At 71.4% G+C, this 17,358-nt stretch carries 10 protein-coding genes, 2 tRNA genes and 22 pseudogenes; 18 read left to right on the plus strand and 16 right to left on the minus strand.

Translation table 11 applies throughout. The features are described 5' to 3' along the window. The first annotated feature begins 73 nt into the window (after positions 1 to 73). The 10 genes and pseudogenes from UK94_RS06965 (at position 74) to UK94_RS06990 (ending at position 4,765) form a co-directional block, all read left to right on the plus strand. Positions 74 to 751: a Crp/Fnr family transcriptional regulator gene (locus UK94_RS06965; RefSeq protein ID WP_041941001.1), complete on the plus strand. Its 678-nt coding sequence runs from the start codon at positions 74 to 76 to the stop codon at positions 749 to 751. Between the two features lie 428 nt (positions 752 to 1,179). Beyond that, a pseudogene (locus tag UK94_RS42415) lies at positions 1,180 to 1,753 on the plus strand (citramalate synthase); the annotation flags it as partial. Between the two features lies 1 nt (position 1,754). Then, a pseudogene (locus UK94_RS42420) lies at positions 1,755 to 2,289 on the plus strand (citramalate synthase); the annotation flags it as partial. Position 2,290: 1 nt separating this feature from the next. Then, a pseudogene (locus tag UK94_RS42425) lies at positions 2,291 to 2,362 on the plus strand (hypothetical protein); the annotation flags it as partial. A gap of 1 nt (position 2,363) precedes the next feature. Further along, positions 2,364 to 2,610: pseudogene (locus UK94_RS42430) on the plus strand (alpha-isopropylmalate synthase regulatory domain-containing protein); the annotation flags it as partial. A 36-nt stretch (positions 2,611 to 2,646) separates the two neighbouring features. Further along, positions 2,647 to 2,784: pseudogene (locus UK94_RS42440) on the plus strand (alpha-isopropylmalate synthase regulatory domain-containing protein); the annotation flags it as partial. 743 nt (positions 2,785 to 3,527) lie between these two features. After that, positions 3,528 to 3,641 (plus strand): DUF2437 domain-containing protein (locus UK94_RS42445; RefSeq protein WP_235486970.1); only part of this gene is annotated, 114 nt, incomplete at its 3' end. A 1-nt stretch (position 3,642) separates the two neighbouring features. After that, a pseudogene (locus tag UK94_RS06980) lies at positions 3,643 to 4,307 on the plus strand (fumarylacetoacetate hydrolase family protein); the annotation flags it as partial. 219 nt (positions 4,308 to 4,526) lie between these two features. After that, positions 4,527 to 4,598, plus strand: a tRNA-Gln gene (locus UK94_RS06985). A 94-nt stretch (positions 4,599 to 4,692) separates the two neighbouring features. Next, positions 4,693 to 4,765, plus strand: a tRNA-Glu gene (locus UK94_RS06990). 117 nt (positions 4,766 to 4,882) lie between these two features. Here the strand turns inward: UK94_RS06990 and UK94_RS06995 are convergent. After that, on the minus strand, positions 4,883 to 5,167 hold the full coding sequence (locus UK94_RS06995) for a hypothetical protein (RefSeq protein WP_041941000.1): 285 nt from the start codon (positions 5,165 to 5,167) through the stop codon (positions 4,883 to 4,885). 201 nt (positions 5,168 to 5,368) lie between these two features. Here UK94_RS06995 and UK94_RS42450 point away from each other — a divergent pair. From UK94_RS42450 to UK94_RS42460, 3 pseudogenes are all read left to right on the plus strand, one after another. Beyond that, positions 5,369 to 5,680 (plus strand): annotated as a pseudogene (locus tag UK94_RS42450) (sensor histidine kinase); the annotation flags it as partial. Between the two features lies 1 nt (position 5,681). Beyond that, a pseudogene (locus tag UK94_RS42455) lies at positions 5,682 to 6,046 on the plus strand (sensor histidine kinase); the annotation flags it as partial. 102 nt (positions 6,047 to 6,148) lie between these two features. Next, positions 6,149 to 6,949 (plus strand): annotated as a pseudogene (locus tag UK94_RS42460) (ATP-binding protein); the annotation flags it as partial. Between the two features lie 258 nt (positions 6,950 to 7,207). On the opposite strand, the gene UK94_RS07005 reads toward UK94_RS42460, so the two are convergent. The 5 genes and pseudogenes from UK94_RS07005 to UK94_RS42480 form a co-directional block, all read right to left on the minus strand. Beyond that, a complete protein-coding gene (locus tag UK94_RS07005; RefSeq protein WP_041940999.1) occupies positions 7,208 to 9,352 on the minus strand; it encodes a serine/threonine-protein kinase in 2,145 nt (714 codons plus the stop codon). 467 nt (positions 9,353 to 9,819) lie between these two features. Continuing rightward, on the minus strand, positions 9,820 to 10,110 hold a 291-nt coding region (locus UK94_RS42465; RefSeq protein WP_235486841.1), incomplete at its 5' end, for an IclR family transcriptional regulator C-terminal domain-containing protein. A gap of 1 nt (position 10,111) precedes the next feature. After that, positions 10,112 to 10,310: pseudogene (locus UK94_RS42470) on the minus strand (IclR family transcriptional regulator); the annotation flags it as partial. Position 10,311: 1 nt separating this feature from the next. Next, positions 10,312 to 10,393: pseudogene (locus UK94_RS42475) on the minus strand (IclR family transcriptional regulator); the annotation flags it as partial. A 30-nt stretch (positions 10,394 to 10,423) separates the two neighbouring features. Next, positions 10,424 to 10,527, minus strand: a pseudogene (locus tag UK94_RS42480) (IclR family transcriptional regulator); the annotation flags it as partial. Positions 10,528 to 10,683: 156 nt separating this feature from the next. Between UK94_RS42480 and UK94_RS42485 the strand changes: the two are divergent. The 4 genes and pseudogenes from UK94_RS42485 to UK94_RS07025 all read left to right on the plus strand — a co-directional run. Then, a partial coding sequence (locus tag UK94_RS42485) for an aconitase family protein (RefSeq protein ID WP_235486843.1) occupies positions 10,684 to 11,251 on the plus strand: 568 nt, incomplete at its 3' end. 1 nt (position 11,252) lies between these two features. Beyond that, positions 11,253 to 12,081 (plus strand): annotated as a pseudogene (locus tag UK94_RS42490) (aconitase family protein); the annotation flags it as partial. Between the two features lie 100 nt (positions 12,082 to 12,181). Then, positions 12,182 to 12,744: 3-isopropylmalate dehydratase small subunit (gene leuD, locus UK94_RS07020; protein WP_235486845.1), on the plus strand; the 563-nt coding region annotated here is incomplete at its 3' end. Between the two features lie 546 nt (positions 12,745 to 13,290). Further along, positions 13,291 to 13,575: an HU family DNA-binding protein gene (locus UK94_RS07025; RefSeq protein ID WP_009742300.1), complete on the plus strand. Its 285-nt coding sequence runs from the start codon at positions 13,291 to 13,293 to the stop codon at positions 13,573 to 13,575. A 20-nt stretch (positions 13,576 to 13,595) separates the two neighbouring features. Here the strand turns inward: UK94_RS07025 and UK94_RS42495 are convergent. The 10 genes and pseudogenes from UK94_RS42495 to UK94_RS42540 all read right to left on the minus strand — a co-directional run. Beyond that, positions 13,596 to 13,694: hypothetical protein (locus UK94_RS42495; RefSeq protein WP_235486974.1), on the minus strand; the 99-nt coding region annotated here is incomplete at its 5' end. Position 13,695: 1 nt separating this feature from the next. Then, positions 13,696 to 13,880 (minus strand): annotated as a pseudogene (locus tag UK94_RS42500) (hypothetical protein); the annotation flags it as partial. Position 13,881: 1 nt separating this feature from the next. Further along, positions 13,882 to 14,064, minus strand: a pseudogene (locus tag UK94_RS42505) (hypothetical protein); the annotation flags it as partial. 1 nt (position 14,065) lies between these two features. Then, positions 14,066 to 14,277 (minus strand): annotated as a pseudogene (locus tag UK94_RS42510) (hypothetical protein); the annotation flags it as partial. Position 14,278: 1 nt separating this feature from the next. Continuing rightward, positions 14,279 to 14,352: pseudogene (locus tag UK94_RS42515) on the minus strand (hypothetical protein); the annotation flags it as partial. A 1-nt stretch (position 14,353) separates the two neighbouring features. Continuing rightward, positions 14,354 to 14,476 (minus strand): annotated as a pseudogene (locus UK94_RS42520) (hypothetical protein); the annotation flags it as partial. Positions 14,477 to 14,482: 6 nt separating this feature from the next. After that, positions 14,483 to 14,785: pseudogene (locus UK94_RS42525) on the minus strand (RNA degradosome polyphosphate kinase); the annotation flags it as partial. Position 14,786: 1 nt separating this feature from the next. Further along, positions 14,787 to 15,221: pseudogene (locus UK94_RS42530) on the minus strand (RNA degradosome polyphosphate kinase); the annotation flags it as partial. A 1-nt stretch (position 15,222) separates the two neighbouring features. Beyond that, positions 15,223 to 15,653 (minus strand): annotated as a pseudogene (locus UK94_RS42535) (RNA degradosome polyphosphate kinase); the annotation flags it as partial. A 1-nt stretch (position 15,654) separates the two neighbouring features. Then, positions 15,655 to 15,794 (minus strand): annotated as a pseudogene (locus tag UK94_RS42540) (hypothetical protein); the annotation flags it as partial. A gap of 351 nt (positions 15,795 to 16,145) precedes the next feature. Between UK94_RS42540 and UK94_RS07035 the strand changes: the two are divergent. Then, a complete protein-coding gene (locus tag UK94_RS07035) occupies positions 16,146 to 17,234 on the plus strand; it encodes a transglutaminase family protein (protein ID WP_041939766.1) in 1,089 nt (362 codons plus the stop codon). Positions 17,235 to 17,358: the final 124 nt, after the last annotated feature.

Raw genomic sequence — 17,358 nt, forward strand, 5'->3', positions numbered from 1 at the left:
GCCGTCCACTTCGGACCGGCAAACCCCNGTGGCTGTGGAACATCAGGTGGAGCAACGGCGCTACGGTCACCGCATGCACGACAATGAGGCGGTCGCCCTGCTCCGAGCGACCACGCTGCTGAAGGAGTTGGACGAGGAGGACCTGCTGCGGCTCGCCTCACGGGCGGTCACGCGGCGATTCCGCCGCGGGCAGGTCGTCTTCACCGAGGGTGAGCCAGGAGACACCCTCCTCGTGGTCGCCACGGGGCGGCTCAAGGTGCTCACGAAGGCCGACGACGGGCGCGATCACGTGCTGAACATCGCCGGCCCCCGAGAGACGCTGGGCGAACTCAACATCGTCGAAGCCGGGACGAGATCCGCCAGTGTCGAGGCCCTGGAACCCAGCACGGCGTTGGTTCTCGACCGGGCCGCCGTATGGGAGCTTGTCCGGGAACGCCCGGCCGTCGCCGAGCAGCTCATCCGGGCGCTCGTCGCCCACGTCCGGCGGCTCACCGGCGCCAACGCCGACCTCGTCTTCCTCGACCTGCCACGCCGGGTGGCGAAGCTGTTGCTGTTGCGGATGCGAGAAGCAGGCCGGCCGGTGATCGAGCTCGGCCTCACCCAGACGGAGATCGCCTCGCTGCTCGGCGGTTCCCGCCAGTCCGTCAACCAGGCATTGCGCGAGTTCGAACGGCGCACATGGATCCTGTCGGAAGGGCAGACGATCACGATCCTCCAGGTCGACCGCCTGCGCCGCTTCGCCGGAGACTGAGCAACCGAGCAGCCCCGTGGATTCGCTTCGCGAATCCACGGGGACCCCTGCTGGTGGTCGGTGCCATGGGTGGTTTCCGGGAATCGCCTTCGGCGATCCCCATGGGGGTGGGGTCGGGGCCGTGGGCGGCCTCCGGGGATCGGCTCAGCGATCCCGCGAGTGGCGGAGCTGGGTAGATTGTGGCGCGTAACACACTCGATACATGTCGAGTCTGTTACCTCGTAGGCTTGTCACCCGGCGGCGAACCCGTCTCCGTCGCGCGCTCCGGTCGCTGACCCATGGGACCGGGCGCGTGGCGGTCCCATGGTCCCCGAACCCTGCCGGACGTCGCTGCCGGAGCACGGTCCGTGCGTGACCCGGTGGGACGCGGGACGGCCGTGCCGGACGACGCGGTCCCACGGCCCCCGATCCACCGGAGAGGCGCCCCCGTGCGGCCATACGATCCCGATTCCCTGCACATCTACGACACCACCCTGCGCGACGGTACCCAGCAGGAGGGGTTGTCGCTCTCGGTCGGTGACAAGCTCGCGGTGGCCCGCCACCTCGACGACCTCGGCGTCGGCTTCATCGAGGGCGGCTGGCCGGGATCCAATCCGAAAGACGCGGAGTTCTTCGCCCGGGCCCGCACCGAGCTGACGCTGTCGACCGCGGTGTTGACCGCCTTCGGGGCGACCCGGCGCGCCGGCCGAGTGGCAGCGGACGATCCACAGGTGGCGGCCCTGCGGGAGGCCGGCACCCCGGTGGTCTGCCTGGTCGCGAAGTCGGATCTGCGGCACGTCGAGCGAGCGTTGCGCACCAGCCCCGACGAGAACCTGGCGATGATCCGGGACACCGTCGCCCACCTGCGGGCCGAGGGCAAGCGGGTCTTTCTCGACGCCGAGCACTTCTTCGACGGCTACCGCGTGCATCCCGAGTACGCCCTCGAGGTCGTCTCGGCCGCGGCCGAGGCCGGCGCCGAGGTCGTCGTGCTCTGCGACACGAACGGCGGCATGCTGCCCACCCNCATCGGCGCCGTCGTCACCGAGGTGCTCGCCAGGACCGGTGCCCGGCTGGGCATCCACTGCCACGACGACGCCGACTGCGCGGTGGCGAACACCCTGGTCGCTGTCGAGGCGGGAGTGACCCACGTGCAGGGCACGGCGAACGGCTACGGCGAGCGGTGCGGCAACGCGAACCTGCTCAGCGTCATCGCCGGCCTGGAGACCAAGCTCGGCCGCGCGGCGCTGCCACCGGGGCGGCTGCGGGAGCTCGTCCGGGTCTCCCACGCCATCGACGAGGTCACCAACTCGGTTCCGGACCCCCACCGGCCCTACGTCGGCGCCAGCGCGTTCGCGCACAAGGCCGGGCTGCACGCCAGCGCGGTCAAGATCGACCCGGACATGTACCAGCACATCGACCCGGCAGCGGTCGGCAGCGACATGCGGATGCTGGTCTCCGAACTGGCCGGCCGCGCGACCATCGAACTCAAGGGCCGCGAACTGGGGCTCGACCTGTCCCACGAGCGTGAGGCCCTCGGCCGGGTGGTGGACCTGGTCAAGNAGCGCGAGGCCACCGGGTTCGCCTACGAGGCGGCCGAGGCGTCGTTCGAGCTGCTGCTGCGTGACGAGGTGANGGGGCGCCAGCGCTTCTACACCCTGGAATCCTGGCGGGTGATCGTCGAACAGCGCTCCGACGGCCAGGTGGTCAGCGAGGCGACCGTCAAGCTCAGCTCGCACGGGGTGCGGCAGGTCGCGACGGCCGAGGGTAACGGGCCCGTCAACGCGCTCGACACCGCCCTGCGTGACGCCCTGGAGAAGTCCTACCCCGGCCTGGCCGACCTGGAGCTCGTCGACTACAAGGTCCGCATCCTCGACGGCAAGNAGGGCACCGGCGCGGTCACCCGGGTGCTGGTCGGNACCAGCGACGGGCGGTCACGGTGGGACACCATCGGTGTCGACGAGAACATCATCGCCGCTTCCTGGTCGGCTCTCGAGGACGCGGTGAACTACGGGCTGCGGCGGCAGGGCGAGCGCGCCGATCCGAACGCGACCTGACGCGCCGATCCGAACGCGACCTGAACAGCCTCGTAGCCGCCGNCAGCCGCTGATCGGCTGGCCGCGTTCACGGCTGGGGCGGCTGGGTCGGCAGAGGGACGCGCCGGCCGCTCGGGTGACGAGCCCCGACGGCACCCCCTGGCAGGCACACAGCGGCCGGCTCAGGGGGTGCCGCGGCACCGGGGGCCGCGATCGGACCGACCAGCCGCGTCCGACGGCCCGTCAGTCCTCCGGGATCTCCTCCCACCACTGGCACCACCAGTCACCGCCGACGAGGATCCGCAGCTTCGGGTGCCAGCAGTAGGTGAGGTCCTTGTCGGTGTCGAGGTAGTACAGGCAGTTGTCGCACCGTTCGTCCCCGTTGGNCTTGCCGCGCAGGATCGCGTCGTCGGCAAGGTGGCCCAGCTTGACGCTCAGCTCCTCGTCGATCGGCTTGGGCTCCGGCGCCCCGACGTCGTAGACGGGGGTGGTATCGATTTCGCTCACCGTTCTCCTTCCAATCCGGGTGTGACACGCCCGATACGGGCTCACCGCCGCCGGCGCCGGAAGTACCGGGCAGGCGGGACGCCGGGCCGCAACGGCTGCCGCCCGGTGCCTGGACCTGTCACTCGATCTGGCCCGATTCTCTGGCACACCCGGCGTTCTGGCGAACCCGATCACAGGCCGCCGCCTCGTGGTGCGCTCGCCGGACGCCCGCGGCGACGGCCGCCGGGTTCCGTCGCCCGGCTGGATACGGTCAGGGTGTGCGTATCGCGAGGTTCACCGATGGTTCGGAGCCCGGATTCGGGGTCGTCGAGGGGGCGGTCGAGGAGGGCAACGCCGTCATCTCGGTCATCGCCCCCCATCCCTTCGGCCCCNTCTCCTTCACCGGCGCCCGGCGGCCGCTCGGCGACGTCCGGCTGCTTGCTCCGGTCCTGCCCAGCAAGGTGCTCTGCGTCGGCAAGAACTATGCCGACCATGTTCGGGAGATGGGCGGTGACACCCCGCCGGAGCGCCCGATCCTGTTCCTCAAGCCGTCGACGAGCGTCTCCGGCCCGGGCGATCCGATCACGCTCCCGCCGGACAGCGACCGGGTCGACTTCGAGGGGGAGTTGGCGGTCGTCATCGGGCGACTGTGCCGGGACGTCCCCGCGGAGCGGGCCTTCGACGTGGTGCTCGGCTACACCTGCGCCAACGACGTGACGGCGCGGGATCAGCAGCAGACCGACGGCCAGTGGACCCGGGCCAAGGGACACGACTCGTTCTGTCCGATCGGTCCCTGGATCGAGACGGAGCTCGATCCCACGGACCTCTCGATCCGCACCACCCTCGACGGTGAGCTGCGGCAGAACTCCCGCACGAAGCTGCTGCTGCGCGACGTGCCCGCCCTCATCGCCGCCATGTCCGCCGCCATGACCCTGCTGCCTGGCGACGTGCTCCTGACGGGCACGCCGGCGGGGGTGGGGCCGATGCGACCGGGCCAGACCGTGGCGGTGACCGTGGAGGGCATCGGCACCCTGACCAACCCGGTGACGGCCCGCTGAGTTCCCCCGCCCGCGGGCGGGGTGGGGCATTCCTCGGTCCTGCGCCGGCCGGACAACCCGCACCGCTCTGCGGGTTGCGGGGGCTCACCCGGGCGCCTGCCCTGGTGGGGTGGCGCGGGACGGCTGCGGTGTCGGGGATGACGGGTGTGCATCGGACCCCCGGAGCGCAGACGACCCCGCGTCATGAGGTACAGTGGGCAACGCCCGAACAGGGCCCCATGGGGTATGNGGTAATTGGCAGCCCAACGGATTCTGGCTCCGTTAGTCTAGGTTCGAGTCCTGGTACCCCAGCTGCACCAAAGGTCGGAGTTGCACCGCTTCGATGGACTGCTCCGGTATCGTGTACAGTACGACGTGCACCTCAGCACGGAATAGCGAAAGTCTTGGCCCCGTCGTCTNGCGGCCCAGGACGCCGCCCTCTCAAGGCGGTAGCGCCGGTTCGAATCCGGTCGGGGCTACAACGGGTTTATCTTCCTTCTTCGCAGAGGATCAGAGATATGNCCACCTCCCAGAACTCACGATGGCCCCCGGATTTCCCTCCGGGGGCCATCGTCATGTCAGGGACCAGGTGCCGCCTACCGCACGACGGTGAGGCGGGGCATGGCAGCCGGGTGGCGGGCCATCGCGCACTCCCGGCAGCTGCAGGAGGCGGGACCGCCCCAGCCGTGCACCTCGGCCTCGGGACCGACCAGTCCACCCTGGGCCGACGCGACGAGCCGAAGCTGCGGGCGGGCCGGGTGGGTCAGGACGGCGGGCCCGGCGGGCTCGTCGGTGGCGCCGGCCGTCGACGGGCCGCCGCGTCCCGCGGTCGGCGGAACGATCGCGGACGCGGTCGAGGCTGTCAGGGCCACTGGGGGCACGGTGTCCTCCTCCATGGGCGGCCGTCCTGGGGCCACCTCGCGGACCACAGCCTGGCGGCGCGACCAAGGTTCGCGCCATGCTCCGTTGAGCCCGGTCCCGAGTGGTGCGGATGGCCTAGTCAAACCTGGGCACTGTCGCCATGCGACACCACCCTTGACAACCATGGTGCTCCCGGGTTGGAACGGTAGAAACTTGCGCGGATGTCCACCGTCAGTCCATCGACGCCCGAACGGGCCCGGCGCCGGCACGGCAGCGCCCACGCGGGTCGCGTCGCGCGCCGCGCCGGACGGCTGCGTTCGGCCGGGGCGGCGGGGCCGGAGGGCGAGGGCGGGGGATCGCAGCCGGGGATGGGCCGGCGCCTCACCGCGCTGCTCCCGCAGGGTCGCGGTCTGCCGATCGAGGACTGGACGGCCCGGCACACCCTCATGTGCCTGGTGCTGGCGATGCACCTGCCGGTCATCGTCGGCTACGCAATCTGGCAGAACCTGAGCCTCGCCCACGGGTTCCTGGCGNCCAGCCCGCCTGCCCTGCTGTTCGCCGCCGCGGTCGTGCCCGGCCGGCGCCGGGTCCGTGCCCTTGCCGCGAGCCTCGGCCTGCTGTGCTGCTCGGTCGTGCTCGTGCACATCTCCGACGGCCTCACCCCGATGTACTTCCACTTCTTCGTGGTCGTGGCGTTGATCGCGCTGTATGAGGAGTGGACGGTCTACCTGCTGGCCATCGCGTTCGTGTTCGTCGCGAACCTGGCGATGGGAAACATCGTCAGCGCCGGCGCGGCGGTGCTGGACAACGCCTGGCTGCTCGCCGGCCTGCACGCGGGTTTCATCTTCGCCCTCGCCTGCGCGCAGATGGTCTTCTGGCACTACAACGAGCAGTCCCGGNGGCGGGTGGAGCATTACCGCCAGCAGCTCTACGAGGGCCAGCAGAGCCTGATGGCCCGGCTGGAGGAGACCGACCGCATCCGCAGCGACCTCGTCGCGACNGTCTCGCACGAGTTCCGCACGCCGCTGACCGGAATCCGAGGGAACTTGCTCACCATCAAGCGGCGCCGCAACCGGCTCTCCGACGCCCAGCTCGACGATCTGCTGGATGCCGCGGTGAACTACTCCGACCGGCTCTCTCGCCTGCTGGAGAACATGCTGACGGCCGCCACGGCCACCGGCACGGACGAGACGACCATCGCCGATCTGCCGGAGGTGGTCCGGCATGTGATCGCCAACCTGTCGTACACCAGCTCGCCCAGCAGCATCACGGTGGATCTGCCGCCCGAACTACCCGTGCGGATGGCGCGGCAGGCCCTCATCCAGGTGGTGGCGAACCTGGTCGACAACGCCCTGGTGCACTCCTGGCCGGGTGCGCCCGTGCGGCTGATCGCGGGTCGGGTCGGCGACGAGGTCGTTCTCCGCGTCCGCAACCCCGGGCCCGACCTCGACCCCGGCACGATCCGCCAGCTCTTCGAACCGTTCACGCAGCGGGACGGCACCGCCACCCGGCCCACCGACGGTGCCGGCATGGGCCTGTACGTCGTCCGGCGGCTCGTCGAGGTGCACGGTGGGCGGCTGCGGATGTCGTCGGAAAACGGCGAGATCATCGTCGAGGTCGACCTGTGGGCGGCCACCGCTCACGCGGCCCTCACGCCGGAGCCGGAGGCGGCGCTGCCGGTGCCCATGCCGCTACCCCGCAGCATCCGGGCGGACGACGAGGAGCCTCGCGTGCGGCGGCTGGGCGGCGGTCCGCTGGCCCGGGACGACCTCCGGTCGCTGCCCATGGACAAGCTCGGCTGAGCGGCGGCCTGACCCCCCACGCCTGTGCCGGCCGAGACGCCGAACAGGTGGCGGCCGTGTGTTCGATGAGATCCGGGGCGGTGATGACCGCGATCTGGTTCGGACGGAGAGGCGGCAGCTGGGATCCGTCCCGGGTAGCCGACCACGCCGCACGGGCGGACCTGTCGGCTGCGACTCCCGCCGCACGCGAGGCAGGAGTCGCGGCTTCGCCGGTAGTCGGGCGGGCCGCGGAGGAGTGCCGGGGCCCGCCCGATCGCGTCAGGCCTTCGTGGCCGTCGTGGGAGCTGTCGACGGGGTCGGCGCGGGAGCGGCCGTCGTCGGGGCCGGGGCCGGCTTGGTGCAGGTCACCGTCAGCGTCACCGTGGTGGAGTGCCGGGCGCGCTGTCCTGTCGGCGCGTACCCGGAGATCTTGCTCGTCTCACCGTTGGCGCACGCGCCGTTGACCGCGGTAGAGGTGAAGCCGGCCCAGTAGAGCTGCCACTTGCCGTCCGACTCCGACATCCCGGTGACGTTCGGGACCTGGGCGCAGTCCTCGACCTGGAGGCTGATGGCCGTCGTCCTGGCGACCTTGCCGGTCTTCGGGGACTGATGGGCGACGTTGTCGGCCTTGCCGGTGTTGTAGCAGCCGAAGGTCTTGTTGACGTTCGTGAAACCGGCGGACTTCAGCGTGTTCACCGCCGTGTCGGCCGCGCTGCCCTCGGTGTTGGGGACCGTCGCCGTGCCATCGTCGGTCGGCGATGGCGATGGGCTGCTGCCCGCGGTCGGGCTGCCGGCCGGGGTCGTGGCCGCGGCGGAGGCGCCGGCCGACGGGTGCGCGCCGGGCGCGGGGGTGTCCTTCGCCCCGGGCCGGCCGGCGACTGCTCCGGGGGCACTTCCATCGACGCCGACCGCGATGCCGGGCGCACCGGCACCGGGGGAACCGGCGGCCGGGGCGCCCGCGCTCGGATCGGCCGAGGACTCGACGGCGAGGTCGGCGGACAACGCCGTGTCGGTGCTGCCGCCGGACGCGAGTGCCCAGCCCCCGGCCCCGGCGACAAGGGCGACGACGAGACCGGCACCGGCCGCGATCCGGGTGCGCCGGCGGCGGTCGGCCGCCGCCCGTGAACCGCCCCCGGCGGCTCCGCCGGACGCTCCGGGCTGCTTGCTGGCCGGAATCGCCGACATCACCGTGTTCGTGTCGGCGGCGGGGCCACCGGAGCGGGCGGGAACGCGTACCGCGGGGCTCATCCCGGTCGGCGCGTCGCTGTCCCAACCGCCGCGATCGCCGCTCTGGGTGCCGGTCACCGGGGCGATCCGGGTGTGCTCGGGCTCGCCGCCGTTCCAGCCGTTGACCTTCGTCGCGGCCGCGGTGAGGCTGCCCGCGATCTGGGTGTGTTCGAGGTCGTTCCAGGCACCGGCGCCCGCGGCGGCCCCGACGGCCGCCGCGGGCCGGACCACCCGCCGGGTGGCGGTCGGTGCTGCCGGCCGCTCGCCGGCCCGCCGGTGGAAGGCGCCGGTCGGCGCCGCCTCGTCGGGGAGCGCGCCGGGTCCCGAACTGCGCGCGGCGCCGGCCCGGTCGCGCTTGTCGGAGGCGCCCGCAGCGCCGCGCAGGCCCACCTCGAGCGCGTCGCTGAGGTCGTCGGCCGCGTCGGCGGCGCTCGCCGGCCGTCGCCGCGGGGACTTGGCAAGCATGCCGACGAGCACGTCCCACACCGGCGCCGGCACCCCGGCGATGGGCTGCGGGTCGTCCTCCCGGTGCGCCCGCAGCAGTTCCGCGGGATTCGTCGAGTCGAACGGGGGCGATCCGGCAAGGAGCTCGTAGAGCACCACTCCCGCCGAGTAGACGTCGGCGGCGGGGGTCGGCGGGGCGCCGGTGCCGAGCTCGGGCGCCATGTAGAGGGGGGTGCCGATCGGCCCGGTCGCGCTGATGCGGGACGGAGTGCTGATCACGCGGGCGATGCCGAAGTCGGTGAGGCGGACGATCGGGCGGTCGGGCTGGGAGGTGTCGATGAGGATGTTCTCGGGCTTGACATCCCGGTGGACGATGCCGGCGGCGTGCACGCTGTCGAGCGCCCAGAGGGTGCCGATCGCCAGCCGGACCGCCTCCTGGGCCGGCCGCGGGCCGAACTCGCGCAGGTGCGCCCGCAGGTCGTGGCCCTCGACGAGATCCATCACGATGGCCAGCGCGTCCGGCTCGTTGACGAGGTCGCGGACGGCGACCAGATCGGGGCTGTCGAGATCCACGAGGAGATCCCACTCCCGCAGGAACCGCTCGACGATTTCCGGGTCGCCCGCCAGCTCGGGACGCAGCACCTTGATCGCCACCGCGGCGTCGTCCTGGACCCGGACACCTCGCCAGACCTGGCCGGTCGTACCCTGCCCGAGCAGCTCGTGCAGTACGTACCGCGAACCCAGTTTGCGCACCGCGCCCTGTCCCTCCTTGGCGCCGCACGAGGCGGCCGAACCTACGGCGGCGCCGCCGCGGGCGGCGACCGCCCGGCCATGCGGAACCCGGAAGAGTCCTCCGGACGGGCGCCCCCAGTGCGCGGGCGACCTATATCGCTTGCTCGCTGGATGGCAATGACCCCACTGGGTCATCCGGCCTACTTCTCCGATCATCCGAGACGGACGACTCGAACAGGCTACGACGGCGGAAGGACACTGCCTGCGGCGGGGGAGACCCGTGCCACCGGGACGCCGACATGCGCCCGGCGGGCGTAGTCCGCGTTCCGTTTGGTTGTGGGGCCCGATCGGGGCATCCGCAATCTCGAGAAAGCCAGGACAAGCGGGGAAAACGTGTCCGCGTGGTCACGCCAGCCGCACGCAGGGCCCGACCGGACGGGCCGGCCGGCCGATCTCCGGTGGCCTGGGGTTGACGGCGGGTGGATGCGTCAGTCGACGGCCGATGTCGACAGCCGTGCCGCCGCGGCGAGCACGGCCGCCCCGTGCCGGCGCCCGGGCGATCGGGTCAGGCGCTCCAGCGGGCCGGACAGCGACACCGCCGCGATCACTGCCCCCGACTCCCCGCGCACGGGGGCGGACACCGAGGCCAGACCGGTCTCCCGCTCGCCGACGCTCTCGGCCCACCCGCGCTCGCGCACCAGGGCGAGCGTCGTGCTGTCGAACGGTGCGGCGGCAAGCAGGTCGGGGGCGGGGTGATCCGCGAACGCGAGCAGGACCTGNGCCCCTGACCCCGCCGTCATCGGCAGCGCGGCGCCGACCGGCACCGTGTCGCGCAGGCCGCTCGCCCGTTCGGAGGCGGCCACACACAGTCGCAGCGCGCCGCGCCGGACGTAGAGCTGGGTGCTCTCTCCGGTGACGTCGCGCAGGTCGGTAAGTATTCGGTCGGCTCGGTCGAGCACGTCCCACGGCAGCGGGGTGGNCACCCCGGCCGCCAGCCGCGGGCCGGGGACGAACCGGCCGGCGCCGTCCCGTCCGACGAGGCGGTGAATCTCGAGCGCACTGNCCAGGCGGTGTGCNGTCGCCCGGGTGAGNCCGGTCCGAGCCACCAGGTCGGCGAGGGAGGCCGGCCCCTGCTCCACCACGGCCAGGACGAGTGCTGCTTTGTCCAGGACCCCGACTCCGCTAGGCTGTTCCATAAGTTGATACTGCCATCCCAAATAATGGGATGGCAAGGATGCTGAGATGGCAGGATCGGGTCGACGGCGCGGCACCTGGTCGTGGCACGACCCCGAACTCAGGACAGTCGGACGACCGCGCGGGCAGCTTGCCCGGCGCAGGGAGGGGAGTGGGCCATGGGGCGCACACTCGCGGAGAAGGTCTGGGACGCCCACGTGGTGCGCCGCGCCGACGGTGAACCGGATCTGCTGTACATCGATCTGCACCTCGTGCACGAGGTCACCTCGCCGCAGGCGTTCGAGGCGCTGCGGCTGGCCGGGCGGCCGCTGCGCCGTCCCGACCTGACCCTCGCCACCGAGGATCACAACGTGCCGACCACGAACACGCTCGCGCCGATCGCGGATCCGATCTCCGCGGCCCAGGTCGAGGCGCTGCGCAAGAACTGCGCGGAGTTCGGGGTGCGGCTGTACCCGATGAACGACCCCGGCCAGGGGATCGTCCACGTCGTCGGCCCGCAGCTCGGGCTGTCCCAGCCGGGGATGACGATCGTGTGCGGCGACAGCCACACCTCCACCCACGGCGCGTTCGGGGCGCTGGCCTTCGGCATCGGCACCAGCCAGGTCGAACATGTGCTCGCAACCCAGACGCTGCCGCAGAGCCGCCCGAAGACGATGGCGGTCACGGTCGACGGCGACCTGCCGGCCGGCGTCACCGCGAAGGACCTCATCCTGGCGATCATCGCCCNGATCGGCACCGGTGGCGGTGCCGGGCACGTCATCGAGTACCGCGGCGCGGCGGTCCGGGGCCTGTCGATGGAGGGCCGGATGACCGTCTGCAACATGTCCATCGAGGCCGGGGCGCGGGCCGGGATGATCGCTCCCGACGACACGACGTTCGAGTACCTCGCCGGTCGGGCACACGCCGCCACCGGACCGGACTGGGACCAGGCTGTGGCCTACTGGCGCACGCTGGCCTCGGACGACGACGCCGTGTTCGACCGGGAGGTCGTCATCGACGCCGCGAGCCTCACCCCGTACGTGACCTGGGGGACCAATCCGGGCCAGGCGGCGCCGCTGGGATCGCTGATCCCCGCGCCCGCCGACTACGCGGACCCGGCCGCGCGGGCCTCCGTCGAACGTGCGCTGACCTATATGGGACTCACGGCGGGAACGCCGTTGTCCGAGGTGACCGTCGACACGGTCTTCATCGGCTCCTGCACCAACGGCCGGCTCAGCGACCTGCGGGCCGCGGCCGACGTGCTGCGTGGCCGACGCGTGGCCGACGGTGTCCGGGCCCTGGTCGTCCCCGGGTCGATGCAGGTCAAGGCCGAGGCCGAGGCGGAGGGGCTCGACGAGGTCTTCCGGGCCGCGGGGGCGGAGTGGCGCAGCGCCGGCTGCTCGATGTGCCTCGGGATGAACCCGGACACGCTGCGTCCGGGGGAGCGCAGCGCGTCCACGTCGAACCGGAACTTCGAGGGACGCCAGGGTCCGGGCGGGCGGACCCACCTCGTCTCGCCGGCGGTCGCCGCCGCCACCGCGGTCACCGGCCAGCTCACCGCCCCGGCTCAGCTGTAGGCCGCGCCTGCGTGGTCGCCGTTCCCGTCGAACCGGCGGGTGCCCGCGACCGCGACCGCCATCCGATCACGACATCGTCCAGAGGGGAGCGTTTCCGGCGATGGAGGCGTTCACGATTCACACCGGTCGGGCCGTGCCGCTGCGGCGCAGCGACGTCGACACCGACCAGATCATTCCGAGCGAGTGGCTCAAGCGCATCGAGCGCACCGGGTTCGGTGCCGGTCTGTTCTCCGAGTGGCGGGCCGACGAGGGGTTCGTGCTCAACAACCCGGCCTACGCCGAGGCGTCGATCCTGATTGCGGGCCCCGACTTCGGCACCGGCTCGTCGCGTGAGCACGCCGTGTGGGCGCTGCAGGACTACGGTTTCCGGGCGGTGATCTCGCCCCGGTTCGCCGACATCTTCCGGGGCAACGCGCTCGGCAACGGGCTGCTGCCGGTTCAGCTGCCGGCGGAGACGGTCGAGACCCTGCAGACGGCCGCGGAGCAGGACCCGTCCGTCGAGATCACTGTCGATCTGGCCGCGCGCGAGGTGCGGGGAGCCGGACTGGTGGCCCCGTTCGAACTCGACGACTTCACCCGCTGGCGGCTGATGGAGGGGCTCGACGACGTCGGCCTGACGCTGCGGCACGAGGAGCTGATCACCGGCTTCGAGGCGACCCGGCCNGCCTGGCTGCCCTCGGCGGTGTAGTGCCACGGGCGGGCGCTGCGACGTCGGCAGCGGCTCCGCCGGGGGGTTGCGTGCCGGCCGGGCGCAGGACTGCGGCACAGTCGATTCGGCCGCCCTACTCGACCATCGGCCCCGATGTGATGAAAATAACATCGGGGCCGATGTATGGGCAGGTCCGCCCGAGTGGGCGGCCGACTACCGACTGACGCCGCCTCGTCCGTCATCGCCTGTGGCGTTTGGTCGATTACGTAGCAGAGCTGGTCCCACGGTGGCGGAGGCGGCTGGCTACCAAAGCGTGACATTGTGCCCAAAAAAACAGACGCCTATCGTTACTCAACGTGATGAAAGTACCGGATGCTGCGCGCTGGCCGTACAGCACGCATCCCGTCGCCCACTGGCTCGAACCCGTTGACGTGCGGGTTTGTGTGACGCGACACGCTCGTGGGAATTGCCCTCGACAGTGGAGATGCCTACGGTGCAGCGCAGTGTGATGCCCGATCTGCTCCCCACCCCGCGCCTGCGGGGGGCGTCCGGAGGTTGTTGTGAACAAGTCCCAGTTGGTTGACCGCATCGCCCAGCAGATCGAGGGCGGACGGTCGAACGCCACCAAAGCCGTCGACGCCGTGTTCGACGCCATTCAGGAAGCCGTCGCCAGCGGCGAGAAGGTGACCATCACCGGATTCGGCGTGTTCGAGCGGGTCGAGCGGGCCGCGCGCACCGGGCGCAACCCGGCGACGGGCGAGCCCGTGCACGTCGCGGCCTCGGTGGTGCCGAAGTTCCGGCCCGGCTCCGAGTTCAAGTCGAGCGTCTCCGCGAGCGGCGACTGATCCACGGTGCGGGCGCCGGGCTACCGGTGCCCGCGCCGCATGGCCTCGGCCATGAGGTCGTGTTGGTAGTCCGACAGCCGGACGTCGTCCGGTCCGGCCGTCCGCCTCTCCCACCGGCCNTCGGACTGCAGCACCCACCCGGACACCTCGTCGGAGAAGGCGTGATCGAGGATGCGGCGCACGGTGTCGCGGCGCTCCGGATGCGGCACCCGGACGAGCGCCTCGATCCGCCTGTCCAGGTTGCGATGCATCATGTCGGCACTACCGATCCAGAACTCGTCCGAGGACGCGAACTCCAGGACCCGNCTGTGCTCCAGGAAGCGGCCGAGGATCGACCGGACGTGCACCGTCTCCGACAGGCCCGGTACGCCGGGCCGTAGGGCGCAGATACCCCGCACCAGGCAGTGCACGGGAACACCCACCATGGACGCGCGGTAGAGCGCGTCGATCACCTGCTCGTCGACCAGGCTGTTCACCTTGAGGCGGATGNCGCACGGACGGCCCTCCTGCGCCGCCCGCGCCTCCGCGGAGATGCGCTGCAGGATCCCGTCCCGCATGTGCTGCGGAGCGACCAGCAGCGATCGGTACTCGGTCTGCCGGCTGTACCCGGTGAGCACGTTGAACAGGTCGGTGAGGTCGGCGCCCACCTCCGGATCGGCGGTGAGCAGGCCGAGGTCCTCGTAGAGCCGCGCGGTCTTGGGGNTGTAGTTGCCGGTGCCCACGTGGCAGTACCGGCGCAGCCCTCCGCGCTCCTGCCGGACGACCAGGCAGGTCTTGNAGTGGGTCTTCAACCCGATCAGACCGTAGACGACGTGGCAGCCGGCCCGCTCCAGCTCCCGCGCCCATCGGATGTTGGCGCTCTCGTCGAACCGCGCCTTGATCTCGACCAGCACGACGACCTNCTTGNCCGCCTCGGCCGCCGAGACGAGGGCATCCACGATCGGGGAGTCGCCCGACGTGCGGTAGAGCGTCTGCTTGATGGCCAGGACGTGCGGATCGGCGGCGGCCTGTTCGATGAACCTCTGCACCGAGGTCGTGAACGAGTCGTACGGATGGTGAACGAGGATGTCACCTTCGCGCAGCACACTGAAGAAGTCGGGGGTTTCCCCCTCTTCGGTGATCAGTCGAGGATGAGTGATCGGTACCCGGGGCGCGTCCTTCAGCTCCGGCCGGTCGACGTCGTACAGGGCCCACAGGGCCGACAGGTCCANCATTCCCGCGACTCGGTGTACCTCCCGTTCGGTCACCTCGAGCTCGCGCATGAGCAGCGCCAGCAGGTCGGAATCGATGTCGTCGTCGACCTCCAGCCGGACGGCGGGACCGAAGCGTCGGCGGGCCAGCTCCCGCTCGAGGGCCTGCAGCAGATCCTCCGCCTCGTCCTCCTCGACCTCGAGGTCGGCGTTGCGAGTGACCCGGAACAGGTGGGAGTTGATCACCTCCATTCCGGGGAACAGCTGGTCGAGGTGGGCGGCGATCAACTCTTCGAGCGGGACGAAACAGGCGCTCTGCGCCGGCGTCGGGCCATCGGCGGGGAAGTCCGCGGCCGGATCCACCGCGACGGCGACCAGCCGCGGCACGTTCTGTGGCACCTTCACCCGGGCGAAGTGGTCGACCTCCCCGCCCGGCTCGCGGACCTGAACAGCGAGNTTGAGCGACAGGCCGCTGATGTAGGGGAACGGATGCGCCGGGTCGACCGCGAGCGGGGTGAGCACCGGGAAGATCTGCTCGTGGAAATAGTCGTGCAGGTGTTCCCGCTGGGCCTCGCTGAGCTGGGACCAGAACCGGATGCTGATCCCGGCGTGCGCCAGCGACGGCACGACCTCGTCGGTGAAGCAGCGCGAGTGCCGCTCCGTCAGCTGGGCGGTCGCCCGGCTGACCAGGTCGAGCTGCTCGCGTGCGCTCAGGCCGTCGGCCGAGCGGACCGCGAGCCCGGTGGCCTCGCGGCGCATCAGACCGGCGACCCGGACCATGTAGAACTCGTCGAGGTTGCTGGCGAAGATCGCCAGGAACTTGGCCCGCTCCAACAAGGGCGTGGCGACGTCCTCCGCGAGCGCGAGCACCCGGGCATTGAAATCGAGNCACGACGCCTCGCGGTTGATGAACCGATCGGCCGGCAGATCGGACGGCGCGGGCGGGCGGGGCGCCTCCAGAGGTTCGAGCAGGCCGCTGCGGGCCTTGCGCTGAGGCTGTTCTGGACGGGTCGCCACCAGCTCGCTCATGCCTGTAGATGGTGCCAGCCGACGGTGAACTCGGCAGCGCGGGACGATGTCCGGATACGGCGGTGGTGATGACGCATCGGGGGCATCACGGCGGGCCACCGGTTCGATCCGTGCCCGTTGTAGTGGTCTGGTCGCCGCTCGGTGGTTGCGCGTCGGGTTCCGGGAGCCATGGTTAACGGCGTGGAAACAGTCGAAGGCGACGATCGGCAGCGTGATGGAAACATCCGCCGTTGACCGGTCTTTCCTCTCGAAACTGGTCCTTGTGGCCGTTCCTCGGTCAAGTGTGCGCTGTGTGTCTGATATCACATGCAATGGCGGGCTGGTGCTGGAGCGGGGAGACCTCGGGTGAGGATGGCGGATCCGTTCGAACCAGGCGGGGCTGCGACGCTGCCGCAACCCCCGACGGCGTCCGGGGGTGATCTGCCCGCCGGGGACCATCCAGGGGCGGCTGCCGCCGACCTGACCGACTTCACCGACCCGACTGCACAGATCGACCCGACTGCACAGATCGACCCGACTGCACAGATCGACCTGACCGCCCTGCCGGCTGGAACGCGGGTGACCTATCGGGTCACGCAGCGCTTCCGCTACACCTACGACGGCGATGCCATTGATCTGGTGCACCGGCTCGTCGTGGTCCCGCCGAATAGACATGGCGACCAGACCGTCCGCGACGCTCGGCTGGCGGTCTCCTCCGACGCGGCGCGTACCACCTGGCGACGTGGCGCCGACGGGACGCGCAGTGCGCTGGTGCGCCTCGACCGGGTACCGCCCAGACTCGACTTCGAGGTGACCGTGACGGTCGACCGAATTGCCGGGGGTGCCCGGCCTTGGCTGCGGGCCACGGCGCTCGCCGGCCGTCGGCTGCTCGACGCCACCCCACTGACCGCGCCGGACGCCGCGCTCACCGCGGCTGCCCGCGCCCTGGCCACCGACGATCCGGCGGCGACGGCACGCCGGTTCTGCGGCTGGGTGCACAGCCGGATCCGCTATGTCCCCGGCAGCACGGACGTGACGACCACCGCGGCCCAGGCCCTTGCCGGCGGCTCGGGGGTCTGCCAGGACCAGGCGCATGTGATGCTCGCCCTGTGCCGCGCGGCGGGGCTGCCCGCCCGCTATGTGTCCGGGCATCTCGTCGGGGACGGCCCGTCGCATGCCTGGGTGGAGGTCGTCATGAGCGATGGGGCGGCCGATGGCGTTCCCCGGACCGGCGCGGAGGGAGGGGTGGCGACCGGCGCGGCCAGCTGGGAACCCGGCGCTCTCGCGGTCGCCTACGATCCGTGCCACGACCGGCTTGCGGATCTTCGTTACGTGACGATCGCGGTCGGCCGCGACTACTCCGACGTCGCGCCGACGTCCGGCTGGTACACCGGAGCGGGGCGGGGGACCCTGGCCGCCAGTCAGCAGGTCACCGTCGTCGACGTCCAACCCGTGTCGTGATTCCCCGTCGGGGTGCGCCGCTTCCAGGGGTCGGAGCGTGACGGTCGCCACGGTGAACGCCCGAGAGGACCGCGCGGCACGCGAGGCATCTACCTACTCTTTGTGGTAGAGCGGTCACGCGCTA

The organism is Frankia sp. AvcI1 (genome assembly GCF_001420875.1).
GTDB classification, from domain to species: Bacteria; Actinomycetota; Actinomycetes; order Frankiales; family Frankiaceae; genus Frankia; species Frankia alni.

Excerpts from the sequence above, each read along its gene's own strand:
- UK94_RS06965 (WP_041941001.1), top strand. The coding sequence starts at position 74 with ATGCACGACAATGAGGCGGTCGCCCTGCTCCGAGCGACCACGCTGCTG.
- UK94_RS07035 (WP_041939766.1), top strand. The coding sequence starts at position 16,146 with ATGGCGGATCCGTTCGAACCAGGCGGGGCTGCGACGCTGCCGCAACCC.